General features: G+C 47.7%; 24 protein-coding genes and 2 pseudogenes. 4 read left to right on the top strand and 22 right to left on the bottom strand.

What is annotated here, in order from left to right; genetic code table 11:
- Window positions 1-6: 6 nt before the first annotated feature.
- The 6 genes from NL324_RS04300 to NL324_RS04275 all read right to left on the bottom strand — a co-directional run bounded on the left by NL324_RS04300 (window position 7) and on the right by NL324_RS04275 (window position 3,937).
- Window positions 7-1,065: a TyeA family type III secretion system gatekeeper subunit gene (locus NL324_RS04300; protein WP_253306475.1), complete on the bottom strand. Its 1,059-nt coding sequence runs from the start codon at window positions 1,063-1,065 to the stop codon at window positions 7-9.
- Window positions 1,062-1,799, bottom strand: coding sequence for a FliH/SctL family protein (locus NL324_RS04295; RefSeq protein ID WP_253306474.1), 738 nt, complete (start codon window positions 1,797-1,799; stop codon window positions 1,062-1,064). Before NL324_RS04295 ends, NL324_RS04300 begins: the two co-directional genes overlap by 4 nt.
- Entirely contained in the window at window positions 1,796-2,458 is a 663-nt protein-coding gene (locus NL324_RS04290; protein WP_253306473.1) for a type III secretion system domain-containing protein, read from the bottom strand. The genes NL324_RS04295 and NL324_RS04290 overlap by 4 nt, the downstream gene beginning before the upstream one ends.
- On the bottom strand, window positions 2,451-3,263 hold the full coding sequence (gene sctJ / locus NL324_RS04285; protein WP_253306472.1) for a type III secretion system inner membrane ring lipoprotein SctJ: 813 nt from the start codon (window positions 3,261-3,263) through the stop codon (window positions 2,451-2,453). The genes NL324_RS04290 and sctJ overlap by 8 nt, the downstream gene beginning before the upstream one ends.
- Window positions 3,264-3,271: 8 nt before the next feature.
- The gene (gene sctI / locus NL324_RS04280) at window positions 3,272-3,574 is read right to left on the bottom strand and encodes a type III secretion system inner rod subunit SctI (protein WP_253306471.1); all 303 of its coding nucleotides are present in this window, start codon (window positions 3,572-3,574) and stop codon (window positions 3,272-3,274) included.
- 141 nt (window positions 3,575-3,715) lie between these two features.
- On the bottom strand, window positions 3,716-3,937 hold the full coding sequence (locus NL324_RS04275; RefSeq protein WP_253306470.1) for a hypothetical protein: 222 nt from the start codon (window positions 3,935-3,937) through the stop codon (window positions 3,716-3,718).
- A gap of 144 nt (window positions 3,938-4,081) precedes the next feature.
- On the opposite strand from NL324_RS04275, the pseudogene NL324_RS04270 reads away from it, so the two are divergent.
- Window positions 4,082-4,207, top strand: a pseudogene (locus NL324_RS04270) (ATP-binding protein); the annotation flags it as partial.
- Here the strand turns inward: NL324_RS04270 and NL324_RS04265 are convergent.
- The 14 genes from NL324_RS04265 to gmhB all read right to left on the bottom strand — a co-directional run bounded on the left by NL324_RS04265 (window position 4,182) and on the right by gmhB (window position 20,388).
- A complete protein-coding gene (locus NL324_RS04265) occupies window positions 4,182-6,755 on the bottom strand; it encodes an SEL1-like repeat protein (RefSeq protein WP_253306469.1) in 2,574 nt (857 codons plus the stop codon). The pseudogene NL324_RS04270 and the gene NL324_RS04265 overlap by 26 nt on opposite strands.
- Window positions 6,756-7,075: 320 nt before the next feature.
- Window positions 7,076-8,014, bottom strand: coding sequence for an IS3 family transposase (locus NL324_RS04260; RefSeq protein ID WP_253307079.1), 939 nt, complete (start codon window positions 8,012-8,014; stop codon window positions 7,076-7,078).
- On the bottom strand, window positions 7,942-8,241 hold the full coding sequence (locus NL324_RS04255; protein WP_253305847.1) for a transposase: 300 nt from the start codon (window positions 8,239-8,241) through the stop codon (window positions 7,942-7,944). The genes NL324_RS04260 and NL324_RS04255 overlap by 73 nt, the downstream gene beginning before the upstream one ends.
- Window positions 8,242-8,315: 74 nt before the next feature.
- A complete protein-coding gene (locus NL324_RS04250; protein ID WP_253306468.1) occupies window positions 8,316-9,419 on the bottom strand; it encodes an inverse autotransporter beta domain-containing protein in 1,104 nt (367 codons plus the stop codon).
- Between the two features lie 371 nt (window positions 9,420-9,790).
- On the bottom strand, window positions 9,791-10,297 hold the full coding sequence (locus NL324_RS04245; RefSeq protein ID WP_253306467.1) for a PI-PLC domain-containing protein: 507 nt from the start codon (window positions 10,295-10,297) through the stop codon (window positions 9,791-9,793).
- A gap of 31 nt (window positions 10,298-10,328) precedes the next feature.
- A complete protein-coding gene (locus NL324_RS04240) occupies window positions 10,329-10,724 on the bottom strand; it encodes a glycerophosphodiester phosphodiesterase family protein (RefSeq protein WP_253306466.1) in 396 nt (131 codons plus the stop codon).
- Window positions 10,725-10,850: 126 nt separating this feature from the next.
- Window positions 10,851-11,159, bottom strand: a complete 309-nt coding sequence (locus tag NL324_RS08265) for a ComEA family DNA-binding protein (RefSeq protein ID WP_301282753.1) — start codon at window positions 11,157-11,159, stop codon at window positions 10,851-10,853.
- 97 nt (window positions 11,160-11,256) lie between these two features.
- Window positions 11,257-13,137, bottom strand: coding sequence for a peptidylprolyl isomerase (gene ppiD / locus NL324_RS04230; RefSeq protein ID WP_253306465.1), 1,881 nt, complete (start codon window positions 13,135-13,137; stop codon window positions 11,257-11,259).
- A gap of 167 nt (window positions 13,138-13,304) precedes the next feature.
- On the bottom strand, window positions 13,305-13,577 hold the full coding sequence (locus tag NL324_RS04225; RefSeq protein WP_253306464.1) for an HU family DNA-binding protein: 273 nt from the start codon (window positions 13,575-13,577) through the stop codon (window positions 13,305-13,307).
- Window positions 13,578-13,704: 127 nt separating this feature from the next.
- Window positions 13,705-16,077 (bottom strand): endopeptidase La, encoded by a 2,373-nt coding sequence (gene lon / locus NL324_RS04220; RefSeq protein WP_253306463.1) that lies wholly within the window; start codon window positions 16,075-16,077, stop codon window positions 13,705-13,707.
- A gap of 183 nt (window positions 16,078-16,260) precedes the next feature.
- Window positions 16,261-17,538 (bottom strand): ATP-dependent Clp protease ATP-binding subunit ClpX, encoded by a 1,278-nt coding sequence (gene clpX / locus NL324_RS04215; protein WP_253306462.1) that lies wholly within the window; start codon window positions 17,536-17,538, stop codon window positions 16,261-16,263.
- Window positions 17,539-17,597: 59 nt separating this feature from the next.
- A complete protein-coding gene (clpP, locus tag NL324_RS04210; RefSeq protein ID WP_253306461.1) occupies window positions 17,598-18,242 on the bottom strand; it encodes an ATP-dependent Clp endopeptidase proteolytic subunit ClpP in 645 nt (214 codons plus the stop codon).
- A gap of 102 nt (window positions 18,243-18,344) precedes the next feature.
- On the bottom strand, window positions 18,345-19,634 hold the full coding sequence (tig, locus tag NL324_RS04205; RefSeq protein ID WP_253306460.1) for a trigger factor: 1,290 nt from the start codon (window positions 19,632-19,634) through the stop codon (window positions 18,345-18,347).
- Between the two features lie 202 nt (window positions 19,635-19,836).
- The gene (gmhB, locus tag NL324_RS04200) at window positions 19,837-20,388 is read right to left on the bottom strand and encodes a D-glycero-beta-D-manno-heptose 1,7-bisphosphate 7-phosphatase (RefSeq protein ID WP_253306459.1); all 552 of its coding nucleotides are present in this window, start codon (window positions 20,386-20,388) and stop codon (window positions 19,837-19,839) included.
- A gap of 187 nt (window positions 20,389-20,575) precedes the next feature.
- On the opposite strand from gmhB, the gene NL324_RS04195 reads away from it, so the two are divergent.
- From NL324_RS04195 to NL324_RS04185, 3 genes are all read left to right on the top strand, one after another.
- A complete protein-coding gene (locus tag NL324_RS04195; RefSeq protein WP_301282752.1) occupies window positions 20,576-22,291 on the top strand; it encodes a proline--tRNA ligase in 1,716 nt (571 codons plus the stop codon).
- A gap of 83 nt (window positions 22,292-22,374) precedes the next feature.
- Window positions 22,375-22,725, top strand: a complete 351-nt coding sequence (locus tag NL324_RS04190) for a diacylglycerol kinase (RefSeq protein ID WP_253306458.1) — start codon at window positions 22,375-22,377, stop codon at window positions 22,723-22,725.
- On the top strand, window positions 22,713-24,275 hold the full coding sequence (locus tag NL324_RS04185) for a phosphoethanolamine transferase (protein ID WP_253306457.1): 1,563 nt from the start codon (window positions 22,713-22,715) through the stop codon (window positions 24,273-24,275). The genes NL324_RS04190 and NL324_RS04185 overlap by 13 nt, the downstream gene beginning before the upstream one ends.
- A 303-nt stretch (window positions 24,276-24,578) precedes the next feature.
- Here the strand turns inward: NL324_RS04185 and NL324_RS04180 are convergent.
- Together NL324_RS04180 and NL324_RS04175 are read right to left on the bottom strand one after the other, a co-directional pair.
- Window positions 24,579-24,764, bottom strand: a pseudogene (locus NL324_RS04180) (IS1 family transposase); the annotation flags it as partial.
- 170 nt (window positions 24,765-24,934) lie between these two features.
- Entirely contained in the window at window positions 24,935-26,467 is a 1,533-nt protein-coding gene (locus tag NL324_RS04175; RefSeq protein WP_301282751.1) for an Npt1/Npt2 family nucleotide transporter, read from the bottom strand.
- Window positions 26,468-26,671: the final 204 nt, after the last annotated feature.

Here is a 26,671-nt window from a genome sequence, read left to right as displayed (position 1 = left end):
CTCCTGCTACTGTTGCTCATCCAGCTGATCTTGGAGCGTCATCAGCGCTTTAAGCGTCTGCTCTTTCTGATCGGCATCTTTGTAACAGGGTTCTGGCAGCAGCTGCAGTAACTCCGTTAGGCGCCGCAAATAGTGTGCCTGCTGCTCCTCAGGGAGACCTAAGGCGGGCAACCGTCCCGCCAACCACTCTGGATAAATCCAGATCTGCTCAATAATCTCTAAAATCTCATTCAACACCTGTTCTTCACTGAGGTGTAGGGCTTGGGCTAATGCATTGCAGTGTGCTTCCATCCCCAGAAACAGCAGCAAGCGCTTCAGATCATTAATCGTAGCGGCTAAGCGATTTTGCTGGCTATGATCGGCAGTGATCGATAGATCAAAGGAGAGCGCCCGTAACAAGACACGAATGCGTTGCTGCCGATCCGGCCACGCTTTGATCTCCGCCAACCATTCCGCTATGCCCTGTTGCGGTTGATCATCACGCTGACTGCGTTGATAAATCCGCTTTAATGCTGGCAGGGCGCTATCAGTCAATTCACCTAGTTCTAAATGACCAAACAACTGCAATCCCCACGCCTCATCACCGGCCATAAGCGATGCCAGTGCCCGCTCTAGCCGGCGACGCCGCTGCTCGTTTGGCCGTTTATAGGCGAGTAGTGCTGCGACTAATAGCAGCTGTTTCCCCGCTGGGATCCCCGCCTCTTGCAACTGTTCCAATGGACTCTCCGATCCCTCTCCTAACTGAGAAAATTGCTCGAGCTCGTCAATGAGTTGGGGATCATCCAGGCTCTCCACCAATTCAATCACTGCCTCTTGTGTCGTTCGTATTCCCCTATTTTCATCACGGCGTTTCAGATCTTTTAATCGACTCCCCATGGCCAAGCTCATCTCCTCCAGAGTCTCTTGCAAGGCGACACCATCCACTTCTGATAAAGCAGCCTGGGTCTTCTCCATCATCGACTGGGCAGGGACTATCCGTTGCATCGACCCCGTCTGGGGCAGAGCACTCTCATTCAGTGGGGCTAGCAGCGGTGATTGACCCTGAATTTCATGAATACTGCTCATTCTGAACCTCCTGAGTGCTCAGAGGTGAGGGGGGTGGCTTCCGCTGCAACAGCGGCAGTGCTCTCCTCTAGATCGCTGGCCACTGCCAGCGGCGGGGGCACGAGTAGTTGCTCTATCAATAGGGTCATATGGTGTTCTAGATCAAGCTTGATCACCACCAATGGGCTGTCGAGGAATGCCTGTAACGGTTCTAACTGTTGATCAGGCACCACAGTGACGAGGTTGTTCGCAGTGAGCGATTGCTGTAAAGCCGTCACCTGCGTAGGGTGAACCCGCAGCGTTAAACTCCCATGAGGGTGTAACTCGCGAATGGAGGCGTGTAACTGCTGCACCAATAGTTGCGGTTGCTCCACCGCATCCACTAATTGCTTAAAGGCTTCTACCGCCCAGTGTGCGGCTTGTTGTGCTAAGTGATCAGCCAGAGCACTTTCAAGCTGCTCGGCTGGCACCAACCACTGAATAGTCTCTTGAATGGCTTGAGCACGTGTCTGCTCCAACAGCTGGGTGGTCTGTGCCTGACCCCGCTTACGCATCCGTTGAACATACTGTCTGGTGGCTTGTCGAATCTCTAGCCGCCGCTGGCGCACCCGTATCAGTCGTTGTGCAGCCCGCTGCCGGACCCAGCGGGTGAGATGATTAGTCTGCTGCCAGGCGCTCAGGGTTTCAGCCGTGAGCTGCACCGGCAGCGGTGCCGGCAGTCCAAGTCGCTGCAGGGGCAGATTAAAAGGATTCATAAAAAACGGGCTATTCTAAACAGTAGTGTCAGTGGATTATCCAGAATCACCGCGGCTGGCGCGCTGGCCGGCAGTGGTGGTGGTAAAATCACCGTCAGCGCTTGCCAGATGGGATCCGGTGTTAAATAGGTATTGAACACTTGATAAGCGCACTGCTGGGCCTGGCTCACTAACTTTTCCACTGGTAACTGTGCCGGCTGATCCCCCTGTCGCCATAAGGCCCACAGCTGATCCAGTGCCTGCCAGCCTAGCAGCGGTGCCAGCACCCGCCGATAGTGGCCACGCAACAAATAGTCTGGTGAACCCAATAAGTGCAACCCAACCGCCACCAGCAGTTTGCCCAATCTGGGCTCTAAGGCCAGTAACTGTTGCTGATCCGCAGAGAGCCTTGCCGGTAGCGGGGCCAATGGAAAGCGGCGCTTCTGGCAGATTAACTGATCCACTGCCTGTCGCAAGGGGGAGTGCAGTTGCTGAAAGCTCAGCGCGCTTGCAACAGCCTGGCAGGGCTCCTCCATCAGGGCTGCACCCTCTGCTGCCTGATCAGCCCAATAGTAAGGCCGCCAAGCCAGCAGTTGTAGCGACAACCACCACTGGCTATGCATAAAAGCACCAGGACGCCAGGCTAACTGATACAAACGGGTGATCTCAGCATTAATCATCAGCAAGGCTCGTAGCCGTACGCCGACGCAACCACCCATAGCCCCCAAGGCACAGCAGTACTAACCAAGCAGCACCCAGCAGCAACCACAGTGGATTGGCGACACTCCAAGCGAGCAGTTCAGCGAGTGCTGGCCGCTCAGACCACGATGACCAGAGGGTCGATACACCCGTCGCCGTGCTGGAGGCGGTCAATGACTTAACGGGCGAGAGATCTGGAATTTGTTGTTGCAAAAAACGGTAATTGGTGGCCTGTAATACTACCGTAATCGCCTCGTAACTGAGTCCAGGCACGCTATTATGAACCAAACTTTTGATCTGATTGATAAAATGTGCCATGTTAGTTTCTGGAGAGTACTTGACCAATACTGACGCCGATGGTGGAATAACCTCCCGACGATTCTCTGCTTGTGGGGGATCAGCGATGGAAACAGTGGCTCTAATCACCCCCTCCATCGCCGAAATCAACTGCTCTAACCGCTGCTCTTTTAAGTAAGTCAGTTTAGCCTGCTCTTGCAGTGGTGAAGTGACCAGCTGGTTTGCCGGAAATAGATCATTCACCGAGAAGAACTGTCGTTTGGGATAGCCATTCTGACGCAAAATTTCCACCGAGTTGACAAAATCGGCTTCAACCACCTTAATTTTTAGCAGCCCTCCTGGCTCATCCACTTTTTGTGCACTGATCCGGTTGATCATCAACAGGGCCAGCATCTGATTAGCCTCCTGTTCATGCAAACCTTTGTAGAGATCAATTTTACAGCCTGTTAGCAGTAGGCATAGGAGCAGAGTGCCATAGGGACTTCTCATCACCCTCATTACTGCATGGTCGCCAATCGATTCACTGTTTGGGTGAATGAACCAGCCATTTTAGCTGCAAGATCAACCGTTAAGGTGGCTTGCATGATCCCGTGCTGTATGGCCAACATCGTCTGTGGATCAGCCAATCGTGAGGAGCTGGGCTGTGCTGACGCCAGCAGCGCTGTAAAGTGTTGTTGTTGTTGAGCAATCGATTTAATCAACTGTTTTTCTGGCAAGACGGTCGTTTTACTCACTGAGGGGGGTTGATCAAAACAGTCTGTCAAGGCACCCAAGGTAAAATCTACTGCTGAGATAGGCATTATATTCCTCATTAGCCCCTGGACTGGTCGTTAGTGATTACTGCAAATCTGCGGTGGGCAGCATAAGCACGCCTGCTAACAGGGGTAAAGGATTAATCACACCTCTGATCCGGATATTAGCTTGTTGTAGGGTGATGTCGATCATCCCTGTTGGAGTGAGTGGAGGGATACATGGCTTTCTAACTGGCTGGCTGGGACTGGTCTGTCTGCTTCAACGGCTATCGGGAGCAAGGTGGCAGGCTCTGGCTGCTGGTATTGCAGGCGCCGTTTGGATAGCGCGGATGGACTGCCGCCCTGTTCTTGAGCAATAGTTGATAGTGAAAAACCGGGCTGATTGGCAGCTGCCGCCAGGCGTTGTTTCAACTCAGCGCTGTAATAAGAGGGCTTACGGCAGTTACTTGTCCCAGTAATTAGCAATCACGGTAGTTCCCAGTGGATTTTTAAATGGGAACTACTTTGACTGCATCAACGCCAATTTGCTACACGGTACTGGTTTGTCGCTTACAATGGGTCAGCGTATTTGGAGACGCAAAAATGACCACTGCTTTATTGGATCGCATAACCCATCATTGTGAAATCCTAGAGACTGGTAATGACGCCTATCGCTTCAAAAACCGCCGGAAAAATCTCTAAATGCCTGGTCAATTTTCAATACTGACAGGGGATCAAAATTCGATGCTGATTGACAATGCTGATTGACACCACCCTGCTCTGTAGTGACCCCTTGGAACGGTTGTTGCTGTTTATTAAAAGAGGCCACAGCTTCAGCAAGAGCGGCATGGTATGGAGCGGTGATTTGGTTTGAAAATATCTCTTCAATCCCCTGTTGACTCTTATTGACCGCTACGCCATTTTTAGTCATCCCCTCAATTTTGAATTGTGCCTGAGCATGCTGCTGGTCTGCAGCTAACTGGTAGAGTTGGTAGGCTTTTTCCTTATCCTCAGCCATTCCTTGACCATATTCATACATCCTCCCAAGGTTGAATTGTGCCCAAGCATGTCCCTGATCTGCAGCTAACCGGTAGAGTTCGCAGGCTTTTTCCTCACTCCGTTCAACGCCTTGACCCTTTTCATACATACCCCCAAGGTGGTACTGTGCCCAAGCATGTCCCTGATTTGCAGCTGCCTGGTAGAGTTCACAAGCTTTTTCATTACTCCGTTCAACGCCTTGACCCTTTTCATACATCTCCCCAAGGTTGAATTGTGCCCAAGCATGTCCCTGATTTGCAGCTGCCTGGTAGAGTTCACAAGCTTTTTCATTACTCCGTTCAACGCCTTGACCCTTTTCATACATCTCCCCAAGGTTGAATTGTGCCCAAGCATGTCCTTGCTCTACAGCTGACTGGTAGAGTTGGCAAGCTTTTTCATCACTCCATTCAACTCCTTGACCATGTGCATACATCTCCCCAAGCTTGAATTGTGCCCAAGCATGTCCCTGGTTTGCAGCTGCCTGGTAGAGTTCGCAAGCTTTTTCATCACTCCATTCAACTCCTTGACCCTTTTCATACATACCCCCAAGGTGGTATTGCGCCCGAGCATGTCCCTGGTTTGCAGCTAACTGGTAGAGTTGGTAGGCTTTTTCCTTATCCTCAGCCATTCCTTGACCATATTCATACATCCTCCCAAGGTTGAATTGTGCCCAAGCATGTCCCTGATCTGCAGCTAACTGGTAGAATCGGCAGGCTTCTTGCGCATCCCGAGCAACTCCTTGACCCTTTTCATACATCTCCCCAAGGTAGTATCGGTTGGCCTTAGGGCTCTCTTGGTTCATGGCTAATTCAAGCAGCCTAAGGGCTAATCGTATCAATTGCGGTGCTTGATCAGTCTGTAATTGAGTAACCTGGGCAAACAGCTCATGTAACTCTTTAGCAGTCAACAAACACAGTGCTTGATTAGTCTGTAATTGAGTAGCCTGGGCAAATAGCTCGTTTAACTCTTTAGAAGTCAACAAACACGGTGCTTGATCAGTCTGTAATTGAGTAACCTGAGCAAACAGCTTGAGTAACTCTTTAGCAGTCAACGAACGTTGATCTTCGCTATCCTCTTTACTTTGCCACCAGAACCAGTAGTTAGATAGGGTGTACAGTTCCCCTCCATCATCGTCATCCATCAGATGCCAATTCTCTTGAGGCTGTAGCCACTCTTGGTCTATCAGATATCGCGCCACCAGCCGCTCTAGTGGATGAGAATCCTTAAGAACATCAAAACGTCCGCTCTGTTCATCTTCTACAAATAGTGTATGTTGAATGAAACCCGAGTTGAAAAATGTTGCAATCGAAGAATTTGAAAAATGTTGCCAGGATTCGCCCTCAAACCGCCCCTCTCGCAGAGCCTGACAACCGGCTAAACGTAGCTCGTCAGTTAAAGAACTGACCAAGATAATCGGCAGTTTTTCAGTGAGGATTTGCCGAAAAGCGGGCATATTCTGCCTGACCAAAAAGTGATCTGGGGTTACTCCCTTTTCATGGGAACATTTATTAAGACCCAGATCATTTGCAAGATAGTTGATAAACGCGTTAACATAATGTACTTCCATTATATCCGGACAAAAATTTTTTTCACGGATAAATTCGATAGCCAATTGCCGTACTAGAATATCTTTCATCCTGGGAATAACATCGCCCTCGCTAGCTAGCGTTTGAATAGCTTGCTGCAGATAGCTCACAATACCAGTAGGGCAGTATTGCAGTTCACCACCTAGGTTTTTTATCACATCTAAGCGCTGCTCTTCTGGAATTCCGGGTTGACGTAGTAACATCACCACTACTTCTAAATGCTCCCGAACCATGTTCCATAGAATTTCTGGATCTGGATGAACATAACCAGGAATAAACAGCTTACCTTTAAACTCATCTAAATTGTCTATTAATTTGTCTAAATCAGGCCCAGCCAAGTTTAAAGAAATGGCTAAAATAGACAGTTGATCAACCAGATCATGATATTTATCACGAAACCGATTAAATTCATTGTAGTGGCGCCGGAACTCCCCGGGGATATTTCCATGCTGTTCCTCATTATAGGGAACACTAAATGGATTGAGAACCCTTGAGATATCCAATTCAGGTAAAATGGGCTCGCAAAATTTTTCAGTAATGCTAAGCAAATTTTCGGGCGGTTTTCTGAAAACACTACGGAGCTGATTATTGCTTATTGTGTTAGATGACGTAGGATTTCTGATCATATTTTAATTGACTCTCTTCCATGACTGGTAGGTGATTTTTTCTTGACTGACTCGACCACTGTCGTCCTCAGGCTGTGCCCATTTGATTATGGACAGCCAACTCATTAATTTGCTGATGGTCTCTAGGTTTAAAATAGCTGTCGAAATGCAACCGTAGCATTAATTCAACGTCCCCTGGAGCCAGGGTAGTGAGATTTTACTACTCCTTCCTTTTGTAATCTTCTTCTGCTTTTTCTGCTGCTGCTTTTCGTGCTGCTTTTCGTGCTGCTGTTTCTTGTGTTGATCTTGCCACCTTTTTTTAGACACAGAGAAGAGAAACCTTAAGCGACCTGGGATAACCAATTTTTTTCAAAATTTACAGGAGACAGATAGCCTAGCGTTGAGTGCCGTCTCTGTCGGTTATAAAACACTTCTACGTATTCAAAAATGCTCAATTTGGCTTGTTCTCTGCTCTCAAAACGTTCAAAGTGGGTGTGCTCTGTTTTTAAGGTATGGAAAAAACTCTCTGCTACTGCATTGTCATAACAATTGCCCGTACTACTCATGCTAAGCGTTATCTGGTGATGCGCCGATACAGCCTTGAATCCTTTGCTGGTATACTGGCTGCCTCGGTCGGAGTGGTGGATGAGACCTGCAGCAGGCTTCCTCCGTGTTATTGCCTGGCGTAATGCTGCGGCTACTAACTCGGTGGTCATGTGAGCTTGCATATCCATCCCCACGATACTACGAGAGAACAGGTCCAGTACGATAGCAACATACAACCATCCCTCTTGGGTCGGAATATAGGTAATATCTGCTGCCCAGTATTGATCAGGGCGAGTGGCTGTGAACTTCTGCTTGAGTAAATTAGGCGCCACTGCGGCCTTTGGATCGACTATTGTGGTTACCTTAAATCGTTTTTTCATCTTAGCCGCAATATGGGCTGCTTTCATTAGCCGACAAACCCGTTTGCGTGAACAGCGCTCACCTCTAGCTCGTAACTCAGCATGGATACGTGGGCTACCGTAAATTTGGTTGCTTATGGTATAAACCTCTTTAATTTCAGATATTAAACGCTCATCCTCACAATAGCGCTTGGATGGCTCAGCCTTGATAAACTGATAATAGCCACTGCGGGATACACCTAACACGTTGGACATCCTCTCTACGCTGAATTCCCCAGCATGCTTTTGCATAAACTGGTATTTTACTTGCGGGCCACTGAGAAGATGCCCAAGGCTTTTTTTAGGATATCCCTCTCTTCGCGTGCTATCGCCAATTCTTTCCGCAATTGACTGAGCTCAGCATCAGACGCTTTCAGGTATCCTTTGCCCGGGAAAGCCTCTGCACCATCCTTGTTATGCTGATGGACCCACCCTGCCAATGTACTCTTGGGAACTCCCAATTCCTCGCTCAATTGACAGAGCGTTTTACCAGTGCTGTGATACAGCTTTACCGCATTCAGCTTGAATTCCTTATCATAGCTCCTTGATTCCCCTTGATTCATAACTTCACCTCAAAAAGTAACAAAAAATTATACGCTTTGTTCCTCTTCGTTGTGTCCGTTAAAGGGTAGCAAGATCATGTTGCTTCTTGTACTGCTTCTTGTACTGCTTCTTGTATTGCTGCTTCGTCGACTACTCTAACGTTGTTTCGATATACTGCAGGCAGCGGTGGCACGTGCACTAGCATGGTATTAGACTGTGCGGTTACCCTCTGTGCTTTACTGGTCACGGGTGAGTGGCGCTGAATTAAAGCATAGTGATTGCTGGCCAGAGACTGGGCTACCTGTGTAGGATCCAGTTGTTGTCCCCACGGCACCCCTAAGCGATAGATCAGCCTGAGCTGCAATTGATGGTTCCTCAGGCCACCGCTAGCAAGTTGGTAGGCATAACTAGTGGTGAATAGAGGGATGGGGGTGTAATCAAGGCCTAACATGAAAGCGGTTGGCCGGGGTGTTTGTTGCTCATGAACAGAGACTAATGATTGATCAAAGTAGTGCTCCAGCACCGCATTCAGCTGCAGCTGAGGGTATTTCGGTAGCTGCTGTTGCAGCCGCAGATCGATCCCCTTGACTGAGCGACTTTGACTTCTCTGATCCTCAGAGATTCGCCAGCCACTTAACGGCAGGTAGCCATTCACTGCTACCGTGCGAGTAGCTCCACGCTGCTCTAGCCCCAGGCCGAGGCCGCCATGATTGCCTTGACGGTGATAGTCATAAAAAACATTGTAGCCCCAATAACTCTGAGCTTGATTGAAGAAGCGCTGACCGATACCAAAATCCAACGTAGTCTGTTGGCGATCACGCAGCACCCGCCATTGTGTCAAGATAAGCTGGTGTGATTGCTGGTAGAGTGGCAGTAGCAGTGCCAAGCGCCCAGTACGTAAAGCGGAGCCGGAGAGACGATCACTCAAGGCAATCTCCGCTTGGCCAAATTGGTTGAGCCACTGGCTAGTGAGCGCTCCCAGCTGCTGGCTCGCGGCAGTACGACCGCACTGTTGCTGCACTGGTTTCGAACATACTGGGTCCAGCGGTAGGGGAAGGAGCTCCTCAAGGCTTGGCCGCCCAAGAGGCTCACCGAGTTCTGGTAAATTAATCGCTGTTGGAGCCGCCTGAAGTGGAAGGATTGCTAAAGGGCTACAGAACAGTAACCTCTGGAATAGCCTCTTCCATGAATTTTGCATCTTCATCTCCTTGAATTACACTCCTAATCTAACCTAAAGTAGCACGTTCGTCTACTTCCATTAGGCGTTGTTGAATAAATCATCGAATGATCGCATCATTGACCCATAAGCAAGCCGGAATGCACAGGGATGGAAAGAGTCATGGGGGAAAGCATCAGAAGGATCAGCAACTGGAAGGAGTACAGTCAGTGAGCTCCCAGCTAGAGCTGACATCTGAAGAGGAAATTAGGTCAAAAACTGACCATTAACACGATCGAAATCCGGACATTTTATAAGATCGTTGACAGGCTGACAATAATTCAAAACAACGTCATAAGTCGCTTAAAAAAATAAGGGCCAGCCAAGGAGAGCAGTCAACAACAAGCAGCACCTCACCCGATAAGGGTTACTATACAATCATCGTGATCTAGGCTTAAATTTTTATAAAAAAATGCAGGAGAATCCACCATAACAGCATAGGCACCATCAGTACAAGCTTGTTGATAAGCGGCTAAGGTATTGACACCAAATAAGATTAATTTATTTTCTGGGACGCTTAAAACACAAGCAGGAAATGTATAATTCATGACCATTTTGGCTTTTGTTTTTCCTTCTCCTAATTTAAAATTTTCAGTAACAACATCACGCTCAATTTCAAATCCATGCACACCCCTCTCTGCTGTTGCAGCAATGCATTGATGATTGAGTAAATCTGTCACCAAAATTTCACGGGTGACCTCTCGTGCTACCATCCTACGCATGTCTTGATGAGCCTTAAAGGCATCGCTATAGACTGCATTAGTAGAGTAAACAACGATATGTTTTTGACTTTTATGCTGATGGACCACGTTAGAAACTGCAGCCGCTAATTGAACAGGATCGGCATCAGGTGATTTCAAATCTAGATAGAACTGTGCAGTCGGGAACCTCTTAAGGCTGGATTCCCTTGATCTGACTGATGATCTTCTGTTTATTCCGTGAAGAAAATTTAGAACAAGCACCAGGATTAATCATTTTTTTGTAACGGAGTGATGCTAGTTGTGAAGCTGTTTTATGGGAGACCAACCCCTCGCCAGTAGTGAACTCATTTAAATTATCTGGACGATACACAACCGGTTGACCATCTTTCGATAATTGTATAGAAACCCAAATAATATCGGAGCCACACTTTAAGGCCGAGTCTATTGCAGAAAGGCTGTTTTCTAACGCATCGGCAAGACCAGCACGATGAGCAATGATCAACGGCTTGATGGCAATGGCAAAACAGAGCGGATGCCTGAAACCAAGTAATACAATGAAATACACAATAACTCTTTTGTAGATCATGTGACTCTCTTTCACCGAACTACATCACCTAACAAAACTAGCACGCCCACGCTACCGGTAACCGAACTCAGCACAAGATCCCACGGGCCCTAGGGTTGCTACACGGTGGGATCCTGAGAGCAGCTTTTATAGCGTCAGCCGTGAGCGATTCTGCTCCAGCATGCCTACACTAATCCCTGGTACCTCCACTAACTGCTCTAGCGAGACGAAGGGCCCCTGCCTCTCCCGATAATCAACAATCGCTTGAGCACGTTTACGACCTATCCCTTTTAATTGGCTGGCAAGCTCTTCCACGGAAGCTTGATTCAAATTGATGACGACAGTGGCAGATTGAACTGCTTGACTAACGTTGCCGACTGGGGCCGCTGACACCACAATAGGCAAACCACAGAGCAGTAACAGTAGCAACCTAGGAGGAAAACAGCGCAGTTTCATAAGGCTCTCCTGAGTGAACAGGCCATCATGACCTGTGTTAAACCACCTTGCCCCATGGCGTGCCTATTAGCAACTTCCAAGCACTCTTTTGCGATACCTATTCCACTGCATCCAGAGAAAACCGTTTGATCTTAGCCTGTTTCCATAAGCTGGTCTGCAAAGTATGGATTAAAGCATTCACCGTATGTTCCAATAGTTGCTCTGGAAAATCAGGCTGATCTCGAGCGCTTTCACCCGTCGTGACCTTCAGGAGCTCAAACAAAATGATGTCGCCTTGCACACTCTCCGCCAGACCATAGGTTGGTTGATCAGCCTTAGGCTTAGGATGAGCAAAGAGCACTTCAACAAGCCGTTTTTCAGGCGATTCACGGGTTAATACCCGCTTTTCACTCCACGCTAATCCCGCACGCTCCAACGCTATTGCTTGATCTTGCGGCTTGTCCCGTAAGGTCAATAATAGGGCTTCCGCTTGTTGGCGAGCAGCCTGCTGTGCTTTTTCTTGTTGAACCAACCGGGTGATCTCTGATGATACCTGTTCAAAGGGCTTTTGTGCGGCTGCTTGGCGCTGCAGAACCTGCACAATGACGGCCTGATCCCCTCCCACGTTAATCAGCTCAACTAGCGGCTCACTGAGCGGGGGATCCTTATCAAATAACGTTTGAATGATCGGGGTAAACTCTAAGGCACTAGGAACCGACTGACGAGTGAACCAATCACTCTCCTGGGCTTTGATACCCGTAGCCGCTTCAACCTCAGATAACCCCTCCGGCTGTTCATTCACAACTTGCTGCACCCGCTGCTGTAGTACAGTAAATTGCTCTACCGCCTGCTGCTGCCGTAAGATCGTGCTGATCTCTGAACGGACCTGTTGGAGTGGCTGCAACGCTTCAGGTTGCTGCTGATTCAAACGCAGTAAATAATAACCATCTTCAGCCTGTACAACTTTGGATAGTTCTCCCGGTTGCTGTAGCGCAAAGGCCGCTTGATCAAAAGCAGGTGGCATGCCACCCTGCTCAATCCAACCCAATTCCCCCCCTTTAGCGGCGGTTAAAGCGTCCGTTGAATGGCGTTTGGCTAATGCAGCAAAATCACTGTCAGGGCCCTTTAATTGTGCTAGAACTGCTTCAGCTTGTTCCATGGTCGATAGACGGATCAGACTGACGTGCTGACGTGCCACGTGGGTATAACGCTGTGGATGCTGCTGGTAGTACGCCTCAATCGCTTGATTGCTAACTGAAATGCCTGTCTTCAAGGCCTCAGCGCTAAAAGTCAGGAAACGAGCTTTGATCCGCTCAGGAGCAATAAAATCTTGCAGATGCTGCTCATAATAGGCTTCAGCTTCCCCGGCTTTTAAGATCTGCTGGGCGATCAGGGGCTCAATAGGCAGCGTGGCCAGGCGCACCTCGCGCTGTTGCATCACTAAGGCCAACAGTTGCTGGCTCTCTTCTGGCAGCACAAATTCGCTATTCGCTAAAGCATCCCAGAACTGCTGCTGCAGGAGCTGCTGTTTTATCTGGTCCCGCAATGTTGTAGGGGTTAATCCCGATTTGTGGATCACCGCTTGATAACGTTCGTTATCAAATTTTCCCTCTTTTTGAAAGTTCGGGATCTCGCGGATAGCCGCTTTAATCTTGGTATCATCAACTTGTAAAGCTAATTGGTTGACGTAGTGTGCCAACAGCTTCTGGTTGATCAACTGCTCCAATGACTGCTGTTTTAACTGCTTAAAATAATCAGGATCGGCTGCCAACGAAGAGAATGAATCTCCCCATTCGGCCTGTAGCCGCTGCTTCTTGACTTGATAGTGCTGCTGAAAGGCTTGACGGGCGATTTTATCACCATTCACAATGGCCACCGCATCGTGACGATCAAGCATGAAATAGCCGCCAAAGCCCCCAACCAACAATGAGACCATGATTACAGCTAATAACAGTTTAAACACCCAGCCTTGAGCCCACTGGTGTAGGCGCTCCATCATCACTTAAGCACTCTCCGCACTGTTAGTTCCTCTTCTGAGACTAAACGATCGCTTCACCTTAAAAAACGCATCTAATTAGGATGCGTTTTAGTCTAACTATCTGCTGAACGCCGATCACGGCGCAGCCTGAAGTTATCACAGCGCTCACTGAACAGTGAGCTGGGAATTTAATTAATTTGCTCTTTGAGCATTTTTCCTGCACGAAACCCCGGGACCTTAGCCGCTGCCAGAGCAATCGCTTCTCCTGTCTTTGGATTACGGCCAGTACGCGCCGCACGTTCACGAACGACAAAAGAACCGAAACCTACCAACACCACCGGTTCACCAGCTTTGAGTGTGTCAGTGACTACCCCCATCAAGGCATCCAAGAAACGGCTAGCAGCTGCTTTAGAGAGATCAGCCTCTAAGACTAATTGATCCACTAATTGTGATTTATTCACACCTTATCCCCTTTAACAAGTTTTGTTGGATTTCGCACCTAGGCGTTATGAGAGCGTTCATTGTTATTGTTGCCATACAATGATTATTATCGCCATTATTGAGCAGAGAGTGCTGCTATCACCCTCTTTATTTGATCACGGTATCCGTTGCAGCAGCACCAGTGGGAGTGCTAAAGGGCTGATCTTGTAGTGCTAGCATCAAGACCTCTTCAATTTGATGAACTGGGCAGATAGTTAACTTCTCTTTGATATTATCCGGAATCTCTTCCAAATCACGGATGTTCTCCTGCGGGATCAGCACGGTCTTGATACCACCCCGGTGAGCCGCCAGCAACTTCTCTTTCAAGCCGCCAATCGGCAATACCTGGCCCCTTAAGGTAATTTCACCGGTCATGGCCACATCAGCCCGTACCGGATTACCCGTTAGGGTTGAAACCAAAGCAGTACAGACGGCAATCCCGGCACTTGGGCCATCTTTAGGGGTAGCACCCTCTGGAACATGCACGTGAATATCTCGCTGCTCATGGAAACCGGCACTGATCCCTAATTTGTCCGCCCGGGCACGCACGACGGTTAAAGCGGCTTGCATCGACTCCCGCATCACCTCGCCCAATGATCCCGTATAGGTTAGCTTGCCTTTTCCTGGTACCGCGGCAGTTTCAATGGTGAGCAGATCACCACCAACTTCAGTCCAAGCTAATCCAGTCACCTGACCAATACGATTCTCCTGATGAACTAGGCCATAGTCAAAACGCTGTATGCCTAAATAGTCCTTTAGGTTCTCTTGATTGATTTTGATCGATTTCAGTGCGGGGTCAAGCAGTAATTTTTTAACAGCTTTACGACACAACTTAGAAATTTCACGCTCTAAATTACGTACACCGGCTTCGCGCGTATAGAAACGGATAATCCCCAAAATAGCGCTATCTTCAATGGTCAGTTCGCTACTTTTCAGTGCATTGTTACTAATCTGCTTGGAGAGAAGATGCTCTTTGGTAATGTTTAATTTTTCATCTTCAGTATAGCCAGAGAGCCGAATAACTTCCATACGGTCCAACAAAGGCGCCGGAATATTCAGTGAGTTGGAAGTGGCGACAAACATCACATCCGAGAGATCGTAATCTACCTCGAGATAATGGTCATTGAAAGCGATATTTTGCTCTGGATCTAACACCTCTAATAACGCAGCGGCCGGATCACCCCGCATGTTCAAGGCCATCTTATCAATTTCATCCAGCAAGAATAGCGGATTTTTAACGCCAGCTTTAGCCATTTTCTGAATAATTTTTCCTGGCATCGATCCCACATAAGTTCGGCGGTGTCCGCGGATCTCCGCCTCATCATGAACCCCACCCAAGGCCATCCTGACATATTGGCGTCCTGTAGCCTGGGCAATCGATTGACCTAGTGAAGTCTTGCCCACACCAGGGGGGCCCACTAGACAAAGAATCGCCCCTTTCACTTTATTCACACGACTTTGTACCGCTAAATACTCTAATATGCGCTCTTTTACTCGTGATAATCCGTAATGATCAGCATCTAAAACCGCTTGAGCCTCCGGGAGAGATTTCTTAATACGGCTGCGGCGATGCCAGGGAACTTGGACCATCCAGTCGATGTAACCACGGACCACCACAGCTTCGGCCGACATGGGAGACATCATTTTTAATTTTTGTAATTCGGTCTCTGCTTTAGTTTTAGCCTCTTTGGGCATTTTGGCAGCATCGATTTTCCGTTTAAACAGCTCATGCTCATCTGGCGTATCGTCCAGATCATTGAGCTCTTTATTAATAGCCTTAATCTGCTCATTTAAGAAATATTCACGATGGCTCTTCTCCATCTGCTTTTTAACTCTTCCCCGGATTCGCCGCTCCATCTGCAGCAGATCGATCTCCTCCTCCATCATCGCCATCAGATATTCTAATCGATCGACGATCTCCTCCATCTCTAATACCTTCTGTTTATCGGCAACCTTCAAGGGCATATGTGCCGCTATGGTGTCTGCTAAACGGGAGGTATCTTCAATACCGTTCAGTGCCATGAGCACTTCAGGGGGGATTTTTTTATTCAACTTTACATAAGATTCAAACTGATTCAGCACAGCACGAACTAACACCTCTTGTTCCTGCTCATCTAGCTCTCCCGTGGGAAGAGGCTGTGCTTTCGCTACAAAATATTTTCCATTGTCTGCCAGATCATGTAAATAGGCCCGCTGTTGACCCTCCACCAGCACTTTGACCGTGCCGTCCGGCAACTTGAGCATCTGTAAAATCGTCGCAATGGTACCAACCAGATATAACTCTTCAAGGAGTGGCTCATCCGTGGTGGCCTCTCTCTGTGCCGTTAGTAATACCCGCTTGTCCTGCCTCATAGCGGCTTCCAGACAACAAACCGACCTTTCCCGGCCAACAAAGAGAGGAATCACCACATGAGGATAAACCACCACATCGCGTAACGGCAATACAGGCATTTCAATACGTTTAGAACACTCAAGTTCCATGTCATCTCTCTTAAACGACGATCCTTAACCGCTGCAGGAGCGCTATCACTGTAGAGCGGCCCCTGCAGGAGTTCAATCGGTTGCTACAATTTGGTGATAATAACCAGAGAGGCTATCAGCACAAGAGCTGGCACCCCCGCCGAGGCGCTTAGGATCACACAAGCCCCTGGCGCCGCCCGACGTTTAATCACGACCAGATGCCTGGGCTTCCTGCTGAGTATAAACCAGTAATGGTGGTGTTTGTTGGTTCACCACTGATTCATCAATGATCACTTTGAAGACTCCGGTTTGTGAGGGTAACTGATACATGGTTTCTAATAAAATCTCTTCAATAATGGAGCGTAATCCCCGAGCACCAGTCTTACGTGCCATCGCCTTTTTAGCAATAGCCCGCACCGCTTCATCATGAAAATCTAAAGTCACGCCTTCCCAATTGAGCAACGTTTGATACTGTTTCGTTAAAGCATTCCTAGGCTCTTGTAAAATCTGCACCAAAGCAGCTTCATCCAATTCACTTAAAACAGCAACAACCGGTAAGCGGCCTATAAACTCTGGAATCAGTCCAAATTTAATGAGATCTTCTGGCTCGACTTGGCGTAATAGATCGCTCTCGCTCTTTTTATCCCGCTCCCCTTTGACCTGTACCCCAAAACCAATGCCGGTACCCGTGTTAACCCGTTGCTCAATCACTTTGGATAAACCAGCAAAAGCCCCGCCACAGATAAAGAGAATTTTTCCAGTATCTACCTGCAAAAATTCTTGTTGAGGATGTTTACGCCCCCCTTGCGGAGGCACTGAAGCAACCGTTCCCTCAATCAGCTTTAATAACGCCTGTTGAACCCCCTCTCCAGAGACATCTCGTGTAATAGAAGGGTTCTCTGATTTTCGAGAAATTTTATCAATTTCGTCAATATAAACAATGCCTTGTTGCGCTTTCTGCACATCATAGTCGCACTTTTGCAACAATTTTTGAATAATATTTTCCACATCTTCGCCGACATAGCCCGCTTCCGTGAGGGTGGTCGCATCCGCCATGGTAAAAGGCACATCGAGCAGTCGTGCCAACGTCTCAGCCAGCAAGGTTTTACCACTACCGGTAGGACCAATCAGTAAAATATTACTTTTACCCAACTCAACTTGGTTTCCTACCCCCTGATGACGCAGACGTTTGTAATGATTATAAACAGCGACCGCCAACACTTTTTTAGCATGCTCTTGGCCAATAACATAGTCATCAAGATGGCGGCAAATCATTTGTGGGGTGGGCAATGGATCATGACTGCGTGACGGCGCCATCACTTTTTTAGATTGCTCATGAATCAGGTTATTGCAGGATCCAATACACTCATCACAAATATACACAGAGGGCCCAGCGATGAGTTTATGGACCTCGTGCTGATTTTTACCGCAGAAAGAGCAGTATAAGGGTTTATCAGAATTATCTTTATGGCGATCGGTCATAGGTCTCCCCTCTTGGCAGCACCAACATGGCTCCTTTGTGATAACTTTATATCAGTATATCAGTGATCAACCGTTACGTTTGGCTTACGGTGGGTGATCTGAGCGTCCACTAAGCCATATTGGACTGCTTCGACGGTAGACATAAAATTATCCCGATCAGTGTCACGGTCAAGTCGCTCAATAGGTTGTCCGGTATGCAAGGCTAGGAGAGTATTCAGCATCTGTTTAGTTTTAAGGATCTCTTTGGCATGAATCTGAATATCGGAGGCTTGCCCCTGAAATCCCCCTAACGGCTGATGAATCATTACTCGGCTGTGTGGCAGACAGAACCGTTTCCCTTTGGCACCACCGGCCAGCAAAAAAGCGCCCATGGAGCAGGCTTGACCAATACATAAGGTACTGACATCAGGCTTGATAAACTGCATGGTATCGTAAATAGACATGCCAGCAGTCACCGAGCCTCCTGGCGAATTGATGTAGAGAAAAATATCTTTCTCTGCATTTTCAGACTCTAAAAATAGTAGTTGTGCCACAATGAGGTTGGCCATGTGATCCTCAACCGGCCCGGTCAGAAACACCACCCGCTCTTTCAGTAGACGTGAATAGATGTCATAAGCACGCTCTCCACGAGGGGTCTGTTCTACTACCATGGGGACCAAAGTCGCCTGGGCTCCCCCAAAAGAGGCGTTTGTGTTGTTATCCATACTGTTCTCTAAACTCGTCTAAGCGTGTGCCATCCGATGATGCTACGCTGGATGAAAATGATAAATAGCGACCGCTTGCTGGCCATCTATTCTATAGTTTAATTAATCTGTTTGTCTAATTAATTCATCAAAAGTGTATGATTTTTCAATCATCGTCACCTCTGCTAACAGCATTTCTACGGCTTGATCTTCCAACACTTCGCCACAGAGACGCTCCATCAACTCTGGGTTCTGACGGTATTGTGCTGCAATCAGTTCTGGTTGCTCATGATCACGCCATTTTTCTCGAAAATACTGCTCCAAGCGGGCTTCATCCAGTGTCACTGATCGCTGTTTTATCACTTCCGTCATCAGCAAGCCAACCGCTATTCGCTGCTCAATCCGCTGACGTAACTGTTCACGAGCAGTAGCCTCTAGCTTCCTACCGGTTTTTTCTATTTGAAAAGCTGAGTGGGCCAGTTGTTCACGCACTAACGTGCCTGGGACCGGTATCGCCCTATGGGCCTCGAACCATTTGTTAATGAACTCTTTCTTCATGCGCTGCTGAATAAATTTATGCAGTTGACTCTCCAGACTCTCCTGGATTATCGCTTTTAAACGCTCTACAGTGCCCTCCTCGATCCCCAGTTTTTGAAGTGTCTCAGAGTCCCACTCAGGCAAAGTACAAGCTTCAACCTGCGTTAACTGAATTAAAAATTGGGCGGTTTTCCCCTGTAGTGCTTCTGTAGCATAATCGGTGGGAAAGGTGATTTCCAGAGTAAATTCATCACCCGCCTGATGACCAAGGATGCCTTCAGCAAAACCAGCGATCAACTGGCTTTTTCCTAAGTTCAACAGGAAATTCTGAGCACTGCCACCCTCAAAGGGCTCACCATCGATGGTTCCCTTAAAATTAAGGGTCACGCGATCTTCTAAAGTGGCACTGCGCCCTACAGGATGCCAAGTGGCTAATTGATGACGCATCTGCTGTAAGTGTTCCTCAACATCGCGCTCGGTGATCGCTACCTGTGGCTTTTCTACTACAATCTCGGTCACAGCCTGCAAGGTGATGTCTGGATAGATTTCAAAATTAGCCTGATAGCTGAACGTTAAACCTTCTGACTGTACATTGGGGATAAAACGGACCTGTCCTGCTGGGTGGAGTGCGTGCTGTTCGGTAGCCTGTTCAAAATGCTGCTCCATCAACTGATTGAGTACCTGCTGTCGTACTGCAGCACCCTGCTGCTGCCTAACGATGGCTAGGGGAATTTTCCCAGGACGAAAGCCATTGAGGCGCATAGATTTCGCTTGGCGTATCAGCTCTTTATCCACAGCCTGGTCAATCTGCTCCGCCAACAAAGTAATGGTCATTCGTCGCTCCAGGCCTTGGATACTTTCCACAGAAACTTGCATGTTGTTTCCTCAAATTGGGTGTTCAATCACGGTTGAACGGGGCTTCAGTCATTTGAAGCGGCATTATAACCAGGCAAACCGAGGGCGTCGAGTGACCTGACCACGGGAAGGAATAAATAGCAACGACTGTTCAAGGGTGCGCTTCCTCCCGCATAGTGCCGCCCTCGGTGATGCCATCGAACTAGAGCACATGATCGGCTGTTTAGCCGCTGCGAATCCTGTCAGGCAGTGCTGCTAGCGTATCCAACACCCAATTCGCTTCGGCTACCGCCTGCGGCGTGATCCTGTGGCCACTGCGAACGAGGACTTTGGTTCCGATCCCTGCTGCAGTGGCTGCTTGGAGATCGGCCAAAGTATCTCCCACCAGATAGGAGCGCGCCAGATCTACCGTCAGCTGTTGTTGAGCAGTCAACAACAGTCCCGGTTGCGGCTTACGGCAGTGGCAATGCTGACGATAGACCCCCGTGCCCTCTGGGTGATGTGGGCAGTAGTAGGTGGCCGCCAATCGCACCCCGTGCTGTGCCAACACCTGCGTCATCCAATCGTTGAGTGTGTGGAATTGTGCTTCGCTAAAGTAGCCCCGAGCAATCCCTGATTGGTTAGTCACCAGCACCAGGAGGTAATCCAGCTGTTGCAACTGTAAACAGGCTTCAATGACACCCTCAATAAACTGAAACCGGCTGATCTCTCCGACATAGCCGTAATCAACATTCAAGGTCCCATCTCGATCTAAAAAAACGGCAGCTTGCGACATCAGAGTCTCCATTCAGCAGGGGCGACCCAACGCTATCAGCATAGCACAGCCTAGGATGAACCCCTATGATCCGCTACAATCTGCCTTCGATGAATGACTAGCCAATCAATTTTTGCACCCTAATAGCGCACTTTGTTACACTGCACTTTCATTCCTCTTAAACGAATCACTCTCTGGAGTATCTGCTATGCGCGCCAGCCAATATTTGCTCTCTACTTTGAAAGAGAGCCCCAGCGATGCAGAGGTGATCAGCCATCAGTTGATGCTCCGTGCTGGATTAATCCGTCAACTGGCCTCGGGTCTCTATACCTGGTTACCCACCGGCCTTCGGGTACTGAAAAAAATAGAAGCGGTAGTCCGTGAAGAGATGAACCATGCTGGTGCGCTAGAGATCGCCATGCCCATGGTCCAACCAGCCGATCTCTGGCGTGAAACGGGCCGCTGGGAGCAGTATGGCCCGGAGCTACTAAGAGTCAGTGATCGTCATCAGCGTCCTTTTGTACTGGGACCCACCCATGAAGAGGTGATCACCCATTTGATGCGCAGTGAAATCATCTCTTTTAAACAGTTGCCACTCAATCTCTACCAAATTCAGAGCAAATTTCGTGATGAAGTTCGTCCACGTTTTGGTGTCATGCGGGCGCGTGAATTTATGATGAAAGACAGTTACTCCTTTCATACGAGCGCGGAATCCCTTCAGCAGACCTATGAGATCATGTTTCAAACCTACTACCGTATCTTCACGCGACTAGGCCTCAATTTCCGCGCTGTCCAAGCCGATAGTGGTGCCATTGGCGGTCACTACTCCCATGAGTTTCATGTACTGGCTAAGAGCGGTGAAGATCAAATCGCTTTTTCTACCCACTCTGATTATGCTGCCAATGTCGAATTGGCGGAAGCCATTGCACCTTCTCCAGCGGACACCACTGTGCTGCAACCGCTGTGCCAACGCTCCGTGCCCAAGGCGCATGACTTACCTGCTGTCGCCCAAGCACTTGAACTGCCAGTGACGGGCTTAATTAAAACCATCGTCGTTCGTGGTGCTGATCCTCAACAGCCTTGGATCGCACTGTTACTTCGCGCCGATCACCAACTGAACCCTATTAAAGCCGAGAAATTAGCGCAGGTGGCTGTCCCATTAACCACTGCAACCGCCGAAGAGCTCCACACACTGTTCGGGGTCACTGCCCACTGCTTGGGGCCGCTGAACCTGCCACTCCCTATCATCGCCGATCGCACGGTGGCCACTTTGTGCAATTTTGCAGCGGGGGCCAATAGTGAAGGAGCGTATTACGTTGGACTCCATTGGCAGCGTGATCTTCCATTGCCAACGGTGGCTGATCTACGTAATGTGGTCGCTGGCGATATCAGCCCCGATGGCCAAGGGGTATTGCAGATTAAACGGGGCATTGAGGTGGGGCATATTTTTCAACTAGGCAGCCACTATAGTGAGGCGATGCAGCTCTCCATCCAAGGGGAATCAGGCACTCGGCAGCCCCTGTTAATGGGCTGCTACGGGATTGGTATTTCACGACTGGTGGCTGCTGCTATTGAACAGCAGCATGATGAACAAGGGATCTGCTGGCCAGAAGGATTAGCACCTTTCCAGGTCGCGTTGTTACCGATCAACGCCCTAAAATCACCCGCCCTACACGCTCTGGCCGAAAAATTGTACTATGACCTACAACAAGCTGATTTTGAAGTGCTACTAGACGATCGCCCGGTGCGTGCCGGCGTGATGTTCAGCGATATGGAGTTGATTGGCATTCCCTGGAGAATCATCCTTAGCGAGCAGTTACTACAACAGCAGCAGGTGGAGTGTCAACACCGTCACCCAAAAACAACACAGCAGGTCCCGATTGCACAATTAGTGACCTTTTTAAAAGAGCGCATGATTGGCTAGAATGAGTCCCTGTTGACGGCTACGGGTGGTGTATTCAACCGTCCCAGGGCGGCTACCCCTCTAAACAGTGATAAAGGAACCCGATGTTAGGCTTAATCCGGCTACTCAAAGCCACCCAATACTCACTCAAAGGGTTGAAAGCCGTGTGGCAGCAAGAAACCGCCTTTCGCCAAGAGTGTTTGCTGTTACTGCTCGCGGTCGGTATCGCCCTCTCGCTGGATATTAGCCGCACCCAACAGCTATTGCTGATTGCCTCTGTGGTGCTTATTCTCATTGTTGAGATTATTAATAGTGCCCTCGAAACTATTGTTGATCGAATTAGCCCAACGCTCCATCCGCTCTCTGCTCAAGCCAAAGATATGGGATCAGCCGCGGTGTTCTTAACCCTATTTTTAGCAATTTTTATATGGTCTACTATTTTATGGAAACGATAGTCTCATACTTCAAAAATGACCAGCTCTCTCAACGAGCCACCTACTTACTGCTTTTTCTATTTTCTTTTGGCGTTGATAGATCCTTCGGTTACTGTTTAAGAATTTTCTATCCACTGACCTTGCTGTTTATTTTACTATTACTATTGCAATTTGTTCGACCTCTCTACAGGATTGTGATCGTTGCCCTGACGTTGATCAGCGCACTCTATTTTCCGATTGGCAGACTTTTTGGGGATCCGAGTTATAATGCTCTAGTCTCAGCAGTTTATACCAATCCGGAAGAGGCTCAAGGATTTCTGAAGACCATTCCCATTAGTTATTATTTCGGTAGCTTTGTTCTGCTCCTATTAGGAATCATTGGACTTCGCCGTCGTTTAACGGTTCCTTTTAAACAAGGCCACACTGTTTTTATGCTGGTGTTTGTGTTAACGAGCATTTTTTATAAACCGATCAAGCAAGTCATAGTCAAAGGAATCTTTGAAATAACAGAAATAGGGTTTACGCCTGTAAGATTTTCACGAGAACTCTATCAAGTCGCTCATTCTATCTATGATGATCATAAAAAAATTAAAACCTCTTTAGCTATAAAAGATACTTGGAATGTTATCTCAGCCACACCAAAATACCAGAATTATATCCTGGTGATCGGCGAAAGTGAGCGAAAAGATTTGAGACATAATTATGGTTTTAGTATTAAAAACACCCCTTTTGCCACCGCCACTAACGGAATTTTCTTTGATAATTATCTTTCAGCTGGCCCCTCGACAGTACTCTCTTTAACGAACACCTTGGCTAAACGTCATGAGAATGGCTTACAGCTGCACAATAATGTGATTTCTCTGGCAAAAAAAGCGGGTTTTTACACTTACTGGATTTCTAATCAGCACTATTTAGGGGAACATGATACGCCAATCTCTGTAATAGGTAAACGCGCTGATTCACCCCTATTTGTTAAAATGGTTGATCCAGTAAGGTTTGGCAATGCCAAAGACACCGTATTACTGCCATTTATTCAATCCGCACTAGCCGATACAACAACAACTAAACCTAAATTAATCGTTGTGCATCTGATTGGTTCCCATCCTCCTTGTCGTGATAGAACTGATGGTCAATTTGATGCTTATTTTTACTCTAAAACTCTATCCTGTTATATCCAAAGTATTCGCAATACTGATCAGTTATTAGAAAACATGACTCATTCGGCGAAATCAACCGGCGACAGCTGGTCGCTACTCTATTTTTCCGATCACGGGTTAGCGCTTCTTAAAAACGATGTTTTTGGTCACAGCGATCGCTACCAGGAAAATTACCGGGTGCCACTGTTTATTACCTCTTCTAACGATATCAAACAAGAGCGTATTACTGCCTACCGCTCTGGGCTACACTTTCTTACTCTATTTTCACAGTGGAGTGGGATCCAAGAGCCCTCTCTGCAATCAGGCTGTCACTATCTCTCTAATACACCCTGTCAAGATCAAACTTCCATCATTTTAGCGAATAGAACCCGAACAGATATTAGTAGCCTGGCTTTAAACCCCATTAAAGATTAGTCCGCAGCCTCATAGGGCTTGAAGCCCTATGAGCGAGTCGTGTGTTGTTCGAGACAATGACTTTGGTGGATGATGTGGCTTTGAGAGGCCTGGTATCTTCTAGCATCGTAGAGGAGCTTTGGCGCTGAAAAAAAATGGCGAGCTGCGCTCAACCCGGTTTCACCAGAAACGTTTGAAAACAACAGGCAAAAGCAACTAGGGGCCTGCTTAGGGTCCGAAAAAATGGAGCAGGATCAAGGCTTACCTGAGTAGTTTTTTGGATGGTGGATCATTGGCTGTTATGGTAGTTATCGGGGTAGTGGTCTACACTAGTTGGTAGTGAAATTTGTCGATATCAGCACCCCTTACTTTTTCATGGATCGCTATGGATTTGGAGAAGCCAGTAGTGCGTCTAGCCAAGCGTTTGATAGGTATTCGTAGTGTTAGATGATAACGCTCAATACGTTGAGTAAACAGCTTGCCTACAAGATGCTTGGGCTGGGGGATTTGGTATCGAAGGCATAAAACAGCCAGTTCGGGTAGACAACCTCTCAGTTCATCAGAACGGTCCTCAAACGAACAGCCCCCGCTCTGATGCAGAGCAGGGGCTGTGGTAAAGATAAAAAATCCTCAGCTATCAGCAGAACTGCCCCACTAACCTAGGGCAGCTGTAGGCAGAACTAACTAGAAGAAGTGCAGGCGGTTTTAGCTTCGTGAGGTGAAGCAGGCGGTTGCTTGTTGGTCTTGTTAAAAGCACGCCCTAAGTTGGTGGCTGATAAAATCCAGATCAACATCACAGCAATGAAGATTACCTCGATATAAGGCAGCATGAACCCTATAGTTCCGAAGGCAAACAGCACTTGCTGGATAACGGATCCGCCCGCTTTACCTAAGCGTGCGCCGACAACATCAATCGCGGCCTTACCCTTCACCTTAGCCTCCTCATCCAATGGGATGTATGCCATCTCTTTGGTGGGATCAAAGAGCGCATATTTACAAGCCTTACTTAAAATATTTTGAATAGTCCCGAAGACTACAGCAAGCCCTAAAACATTGACACCAAAACGTGCGAACCAAAGATCAAAGCTCTCTTTAAAAATAATCAAATTGAAAAAAGCAAACCCCAAAATTAGGAGCACCACTGGCGTAACTAGCGCAGCGACCGTCCAACCAAATTTTCGTAGAACATTACCAGCCACGAATAACATCATGATAATCGTTGACCAACCTAAATATAAGCTATAACTCCCCATAAAATCCAAATAGTCAGAAGCGTTTGGATATTTAATACTGATATAGTTTTTCCAGGTCACTTCAACCAAATTAATGCTGATTCCATAGCAAATGACCAACAGAGCGATGCAGATGAGGTACTTTGACTTGATCAGCATTTTAATACTGTCCAATAAGCCCATCTTCAGTTTTTTATTTTTCTGTTTCAGCAACGCCGGATCATAAAACCGAGCATCAGTCAAGATATAACGATTGATCCCCCAGTAAATTCCCATGATCGCTAGGCAGCAGAGCACAAAGAGCAACGAGAGGTTATTGAGCTTAAAGGCCATTGAAGTCTCTTTTGCTAGCTGCTGGCACTTAGCCAACCCGCTCAAGGTTCCTATAGCTGATCCAGCTGCAATCAGTGCCAAGTTAGCGCCGATACCAAACAGCGAGTAGAAGCGCTTAGCTTCACTGATTTTAGTGATCTGGTTAGCAAACTGCCAAAACAGTAAGGATAGCGCTACACTACCCCAGATCTCTGAAAAGATGTAGAACAGTGAAAATGTCCACAATCTTAGGACTTCAGTAAAACCCGGTGGCAAAAAAGCGATGGTTAACTGTTCCGGGTGTAGTAGGTGGTGGTAAGGGTATAAAAACAGCGCAAAGAGTGAAAAAAACCCCACAAAAAAATAGATAGATAAATAAAATAGGGTCGTTTTACTGACCAAATTACTCAGTTTAGAATAGATAATAATAAATAGAATGGCTGCCGGCGTTACCCCCCAAAGTTTAATATAAGGAATAATCACAGCCTTATTTTGAGCGGCATTAATGAGCAACGCATCTTTTATGTTTCGCATGATGCTGTAATTGAAGGAGATAAAGAAGAACATCAGGAACATGGGAATGAATTTTTTTAATTCATAAAAATGGATCGGCCAAAACATCGACCGCAATTTCCCAAAAGAGGGTTCAGCAGTTTGAGTAGATTTCATAGTCAAGGTAAAAGTCCAAATGGAAAGGTTACAGGAGTTATGATCCGGGATCACTGAACAGCACAACTATCGCGCTGATTTCTGAACGTTGACTTAGCAAGGCCTACTATGCACTGAAAGCTCGAAATTTCAGCCATCTCTTTGCAAAAGCGTGTGTAGCACGGTGTGAACTTAGTAACCCAAAACGCCTTTGCAGCTTCTCAG

This window comes from unidentified bacterial endosymbiont (assembly GCF_918320885.1).
GTDB lineage: Bacteria > Pseudomonadota > Gammaproteobacteria > Enterobacterales.
The sequence above is the reverse complement of the archived record's forward strand: the minus strand, read 5'-3'. Positions and strand labels throughout refer to the sequence as shown.

Excerpts from the sequence above, each read along its gene's own strand:
- NL324_RS08265 (WP_301282753.1), bottom strand. The coding sequence starts at position 11,159 with ATGAAACTGCGCTGTTTTCCTCCTAGGTTGCTACTGTTACTGCTCTGT.
- lon (WP_253306463.1), bottom strand. The coding sequence starts at position 16,077 with ATGGAACTTGAGTGTTCTAAACGTATTGAAATGCCTGTATTGCCGTTA.
- NL324_RS04255 (WP_253305847.1), bottom strand. The coding sequence starts at position 8,241 with ATGAATCAAGGGGAATCAAGGAGCTATGATAAGGAATTCAAGCTGAAT.
- NL324_RS04190 (WP_253306458.1), top strand. The coding sequence starts at position 22,375 with ATGTTAGGCTTAATCCGGCTACTCAAAGCCACCCAATACTCACTCAAA.
- tig (WP_253306460.1), bottom strand. The coding sequence starts at position 19,634 with ATGCAAGTTTCTGTGGAAAGTATCCAAGGCCTGGAGCGACGAATGACC.
- NL324_RS04185 (WP_253306457.1), top strand. The coding sequence starts at position 22,713 with ATGGAAACGATAGTCTCATACTTCAAAAATGACCAGCTCTCTCAACGA.
- sctI (WP_253306471.1), bottom strand. The coding sequence starts at position 3,574 with ATGCCTATCTCAGCAGTAGATTTTACCTTGGGTGCCTTGACAGACTGT.
- NL324_RS04295 (WP_253306474.1), bottom strand. The coding sequence starts at position 1,799 with ATGAATCCTTTTAATCTGCCCCTGCAGCGACTTGGACTGCCGGCACCG.
- NL324_RS04250 (WP_253306468.1), bottom strand. The coding sequence starts at position 9,419 with ATGCAAAATTCATGGAAGAGGCTATTCCAGAGGTTACTGTTCTGTAGC.
- clpP (WP_253306461.1), bottom strand. The coding sequence starts at position 18,242 with ATGGATAACAACACAAACGCCTCTTTTGGGGGAGCCCAGGCGACTTTG.
- NL324_RS04240 (WP_253306466.1), bottom strand. The coding sequence starts at position 10,724 with ATGATCTACAAAAGAGTTATTGTGTATTTCATTGTATTACTTGGTTTC.
- NL324_RS04300 (WP_253306475.1), bottom strand. The coding sequence starts at position 1,065 with ATGAGCAGTATTCATGAAATTCAGGGTCAATCACCGCTGCTAGCCCCA.
- clpX (WP_253306462.1), bottom strand. The coding sequence starts at position 17,538 with ATGACCGATCGCCATAAAGATAATTCTGATAAACCCTTATACTGCTCT.
- ppiD (WP_253306465.1), bottom strand. The coding sequence starts at position 13,137 with ATGATGGAGCGCCTACACCAGTGGGCTCAAGGCTGGGTGTTTAAACTG.
- NL324_RS04290 (WP_253306473.1), bottom strand. The coding sequence starts at position 2,458 with ATGATTAATGCTGAGATCACCCGTTTGTATCAGTTAGCCTGGCGTCCT.
- NL324_RS04265 (WP_253306469.1), bottom strand. The coding sequence starts at position 6,755 with ATGATCAGAAATCCTACGTCATCTAACACAATAAGCAATAATCAGCTC.
- NL324_RS04175 (WP_301282751.1), bottom strand. The coding sequence starts at position 26,467 with ATGAAATCTACTCAAACTGCTGAACCCTCTTTTGGGAAATTGCGGTCG.
- gmhB (WP_253306459.1), bottom strand. The coding sequence starts at position 20,388 with ATGTCGCAAGCTGCCGTTTTTTTAGATCGAGATGGGACCTTGAATGTT.
- NL324_RS04195 (WP_301282752.1), top strand. The coding sequence starts at position 20,576 with ATGCGCGCCAGCCAATATTTGCTCTCTACTTTGAAAGAGAGCCCCAGC.
- sctJ (WP_253306472.1), bottom strand. The coding sequence starts at position 3,263 with ATGAGAAGTCCCTATGGCACTCTGCTCCTATGCCTACTGCTAACAGGC.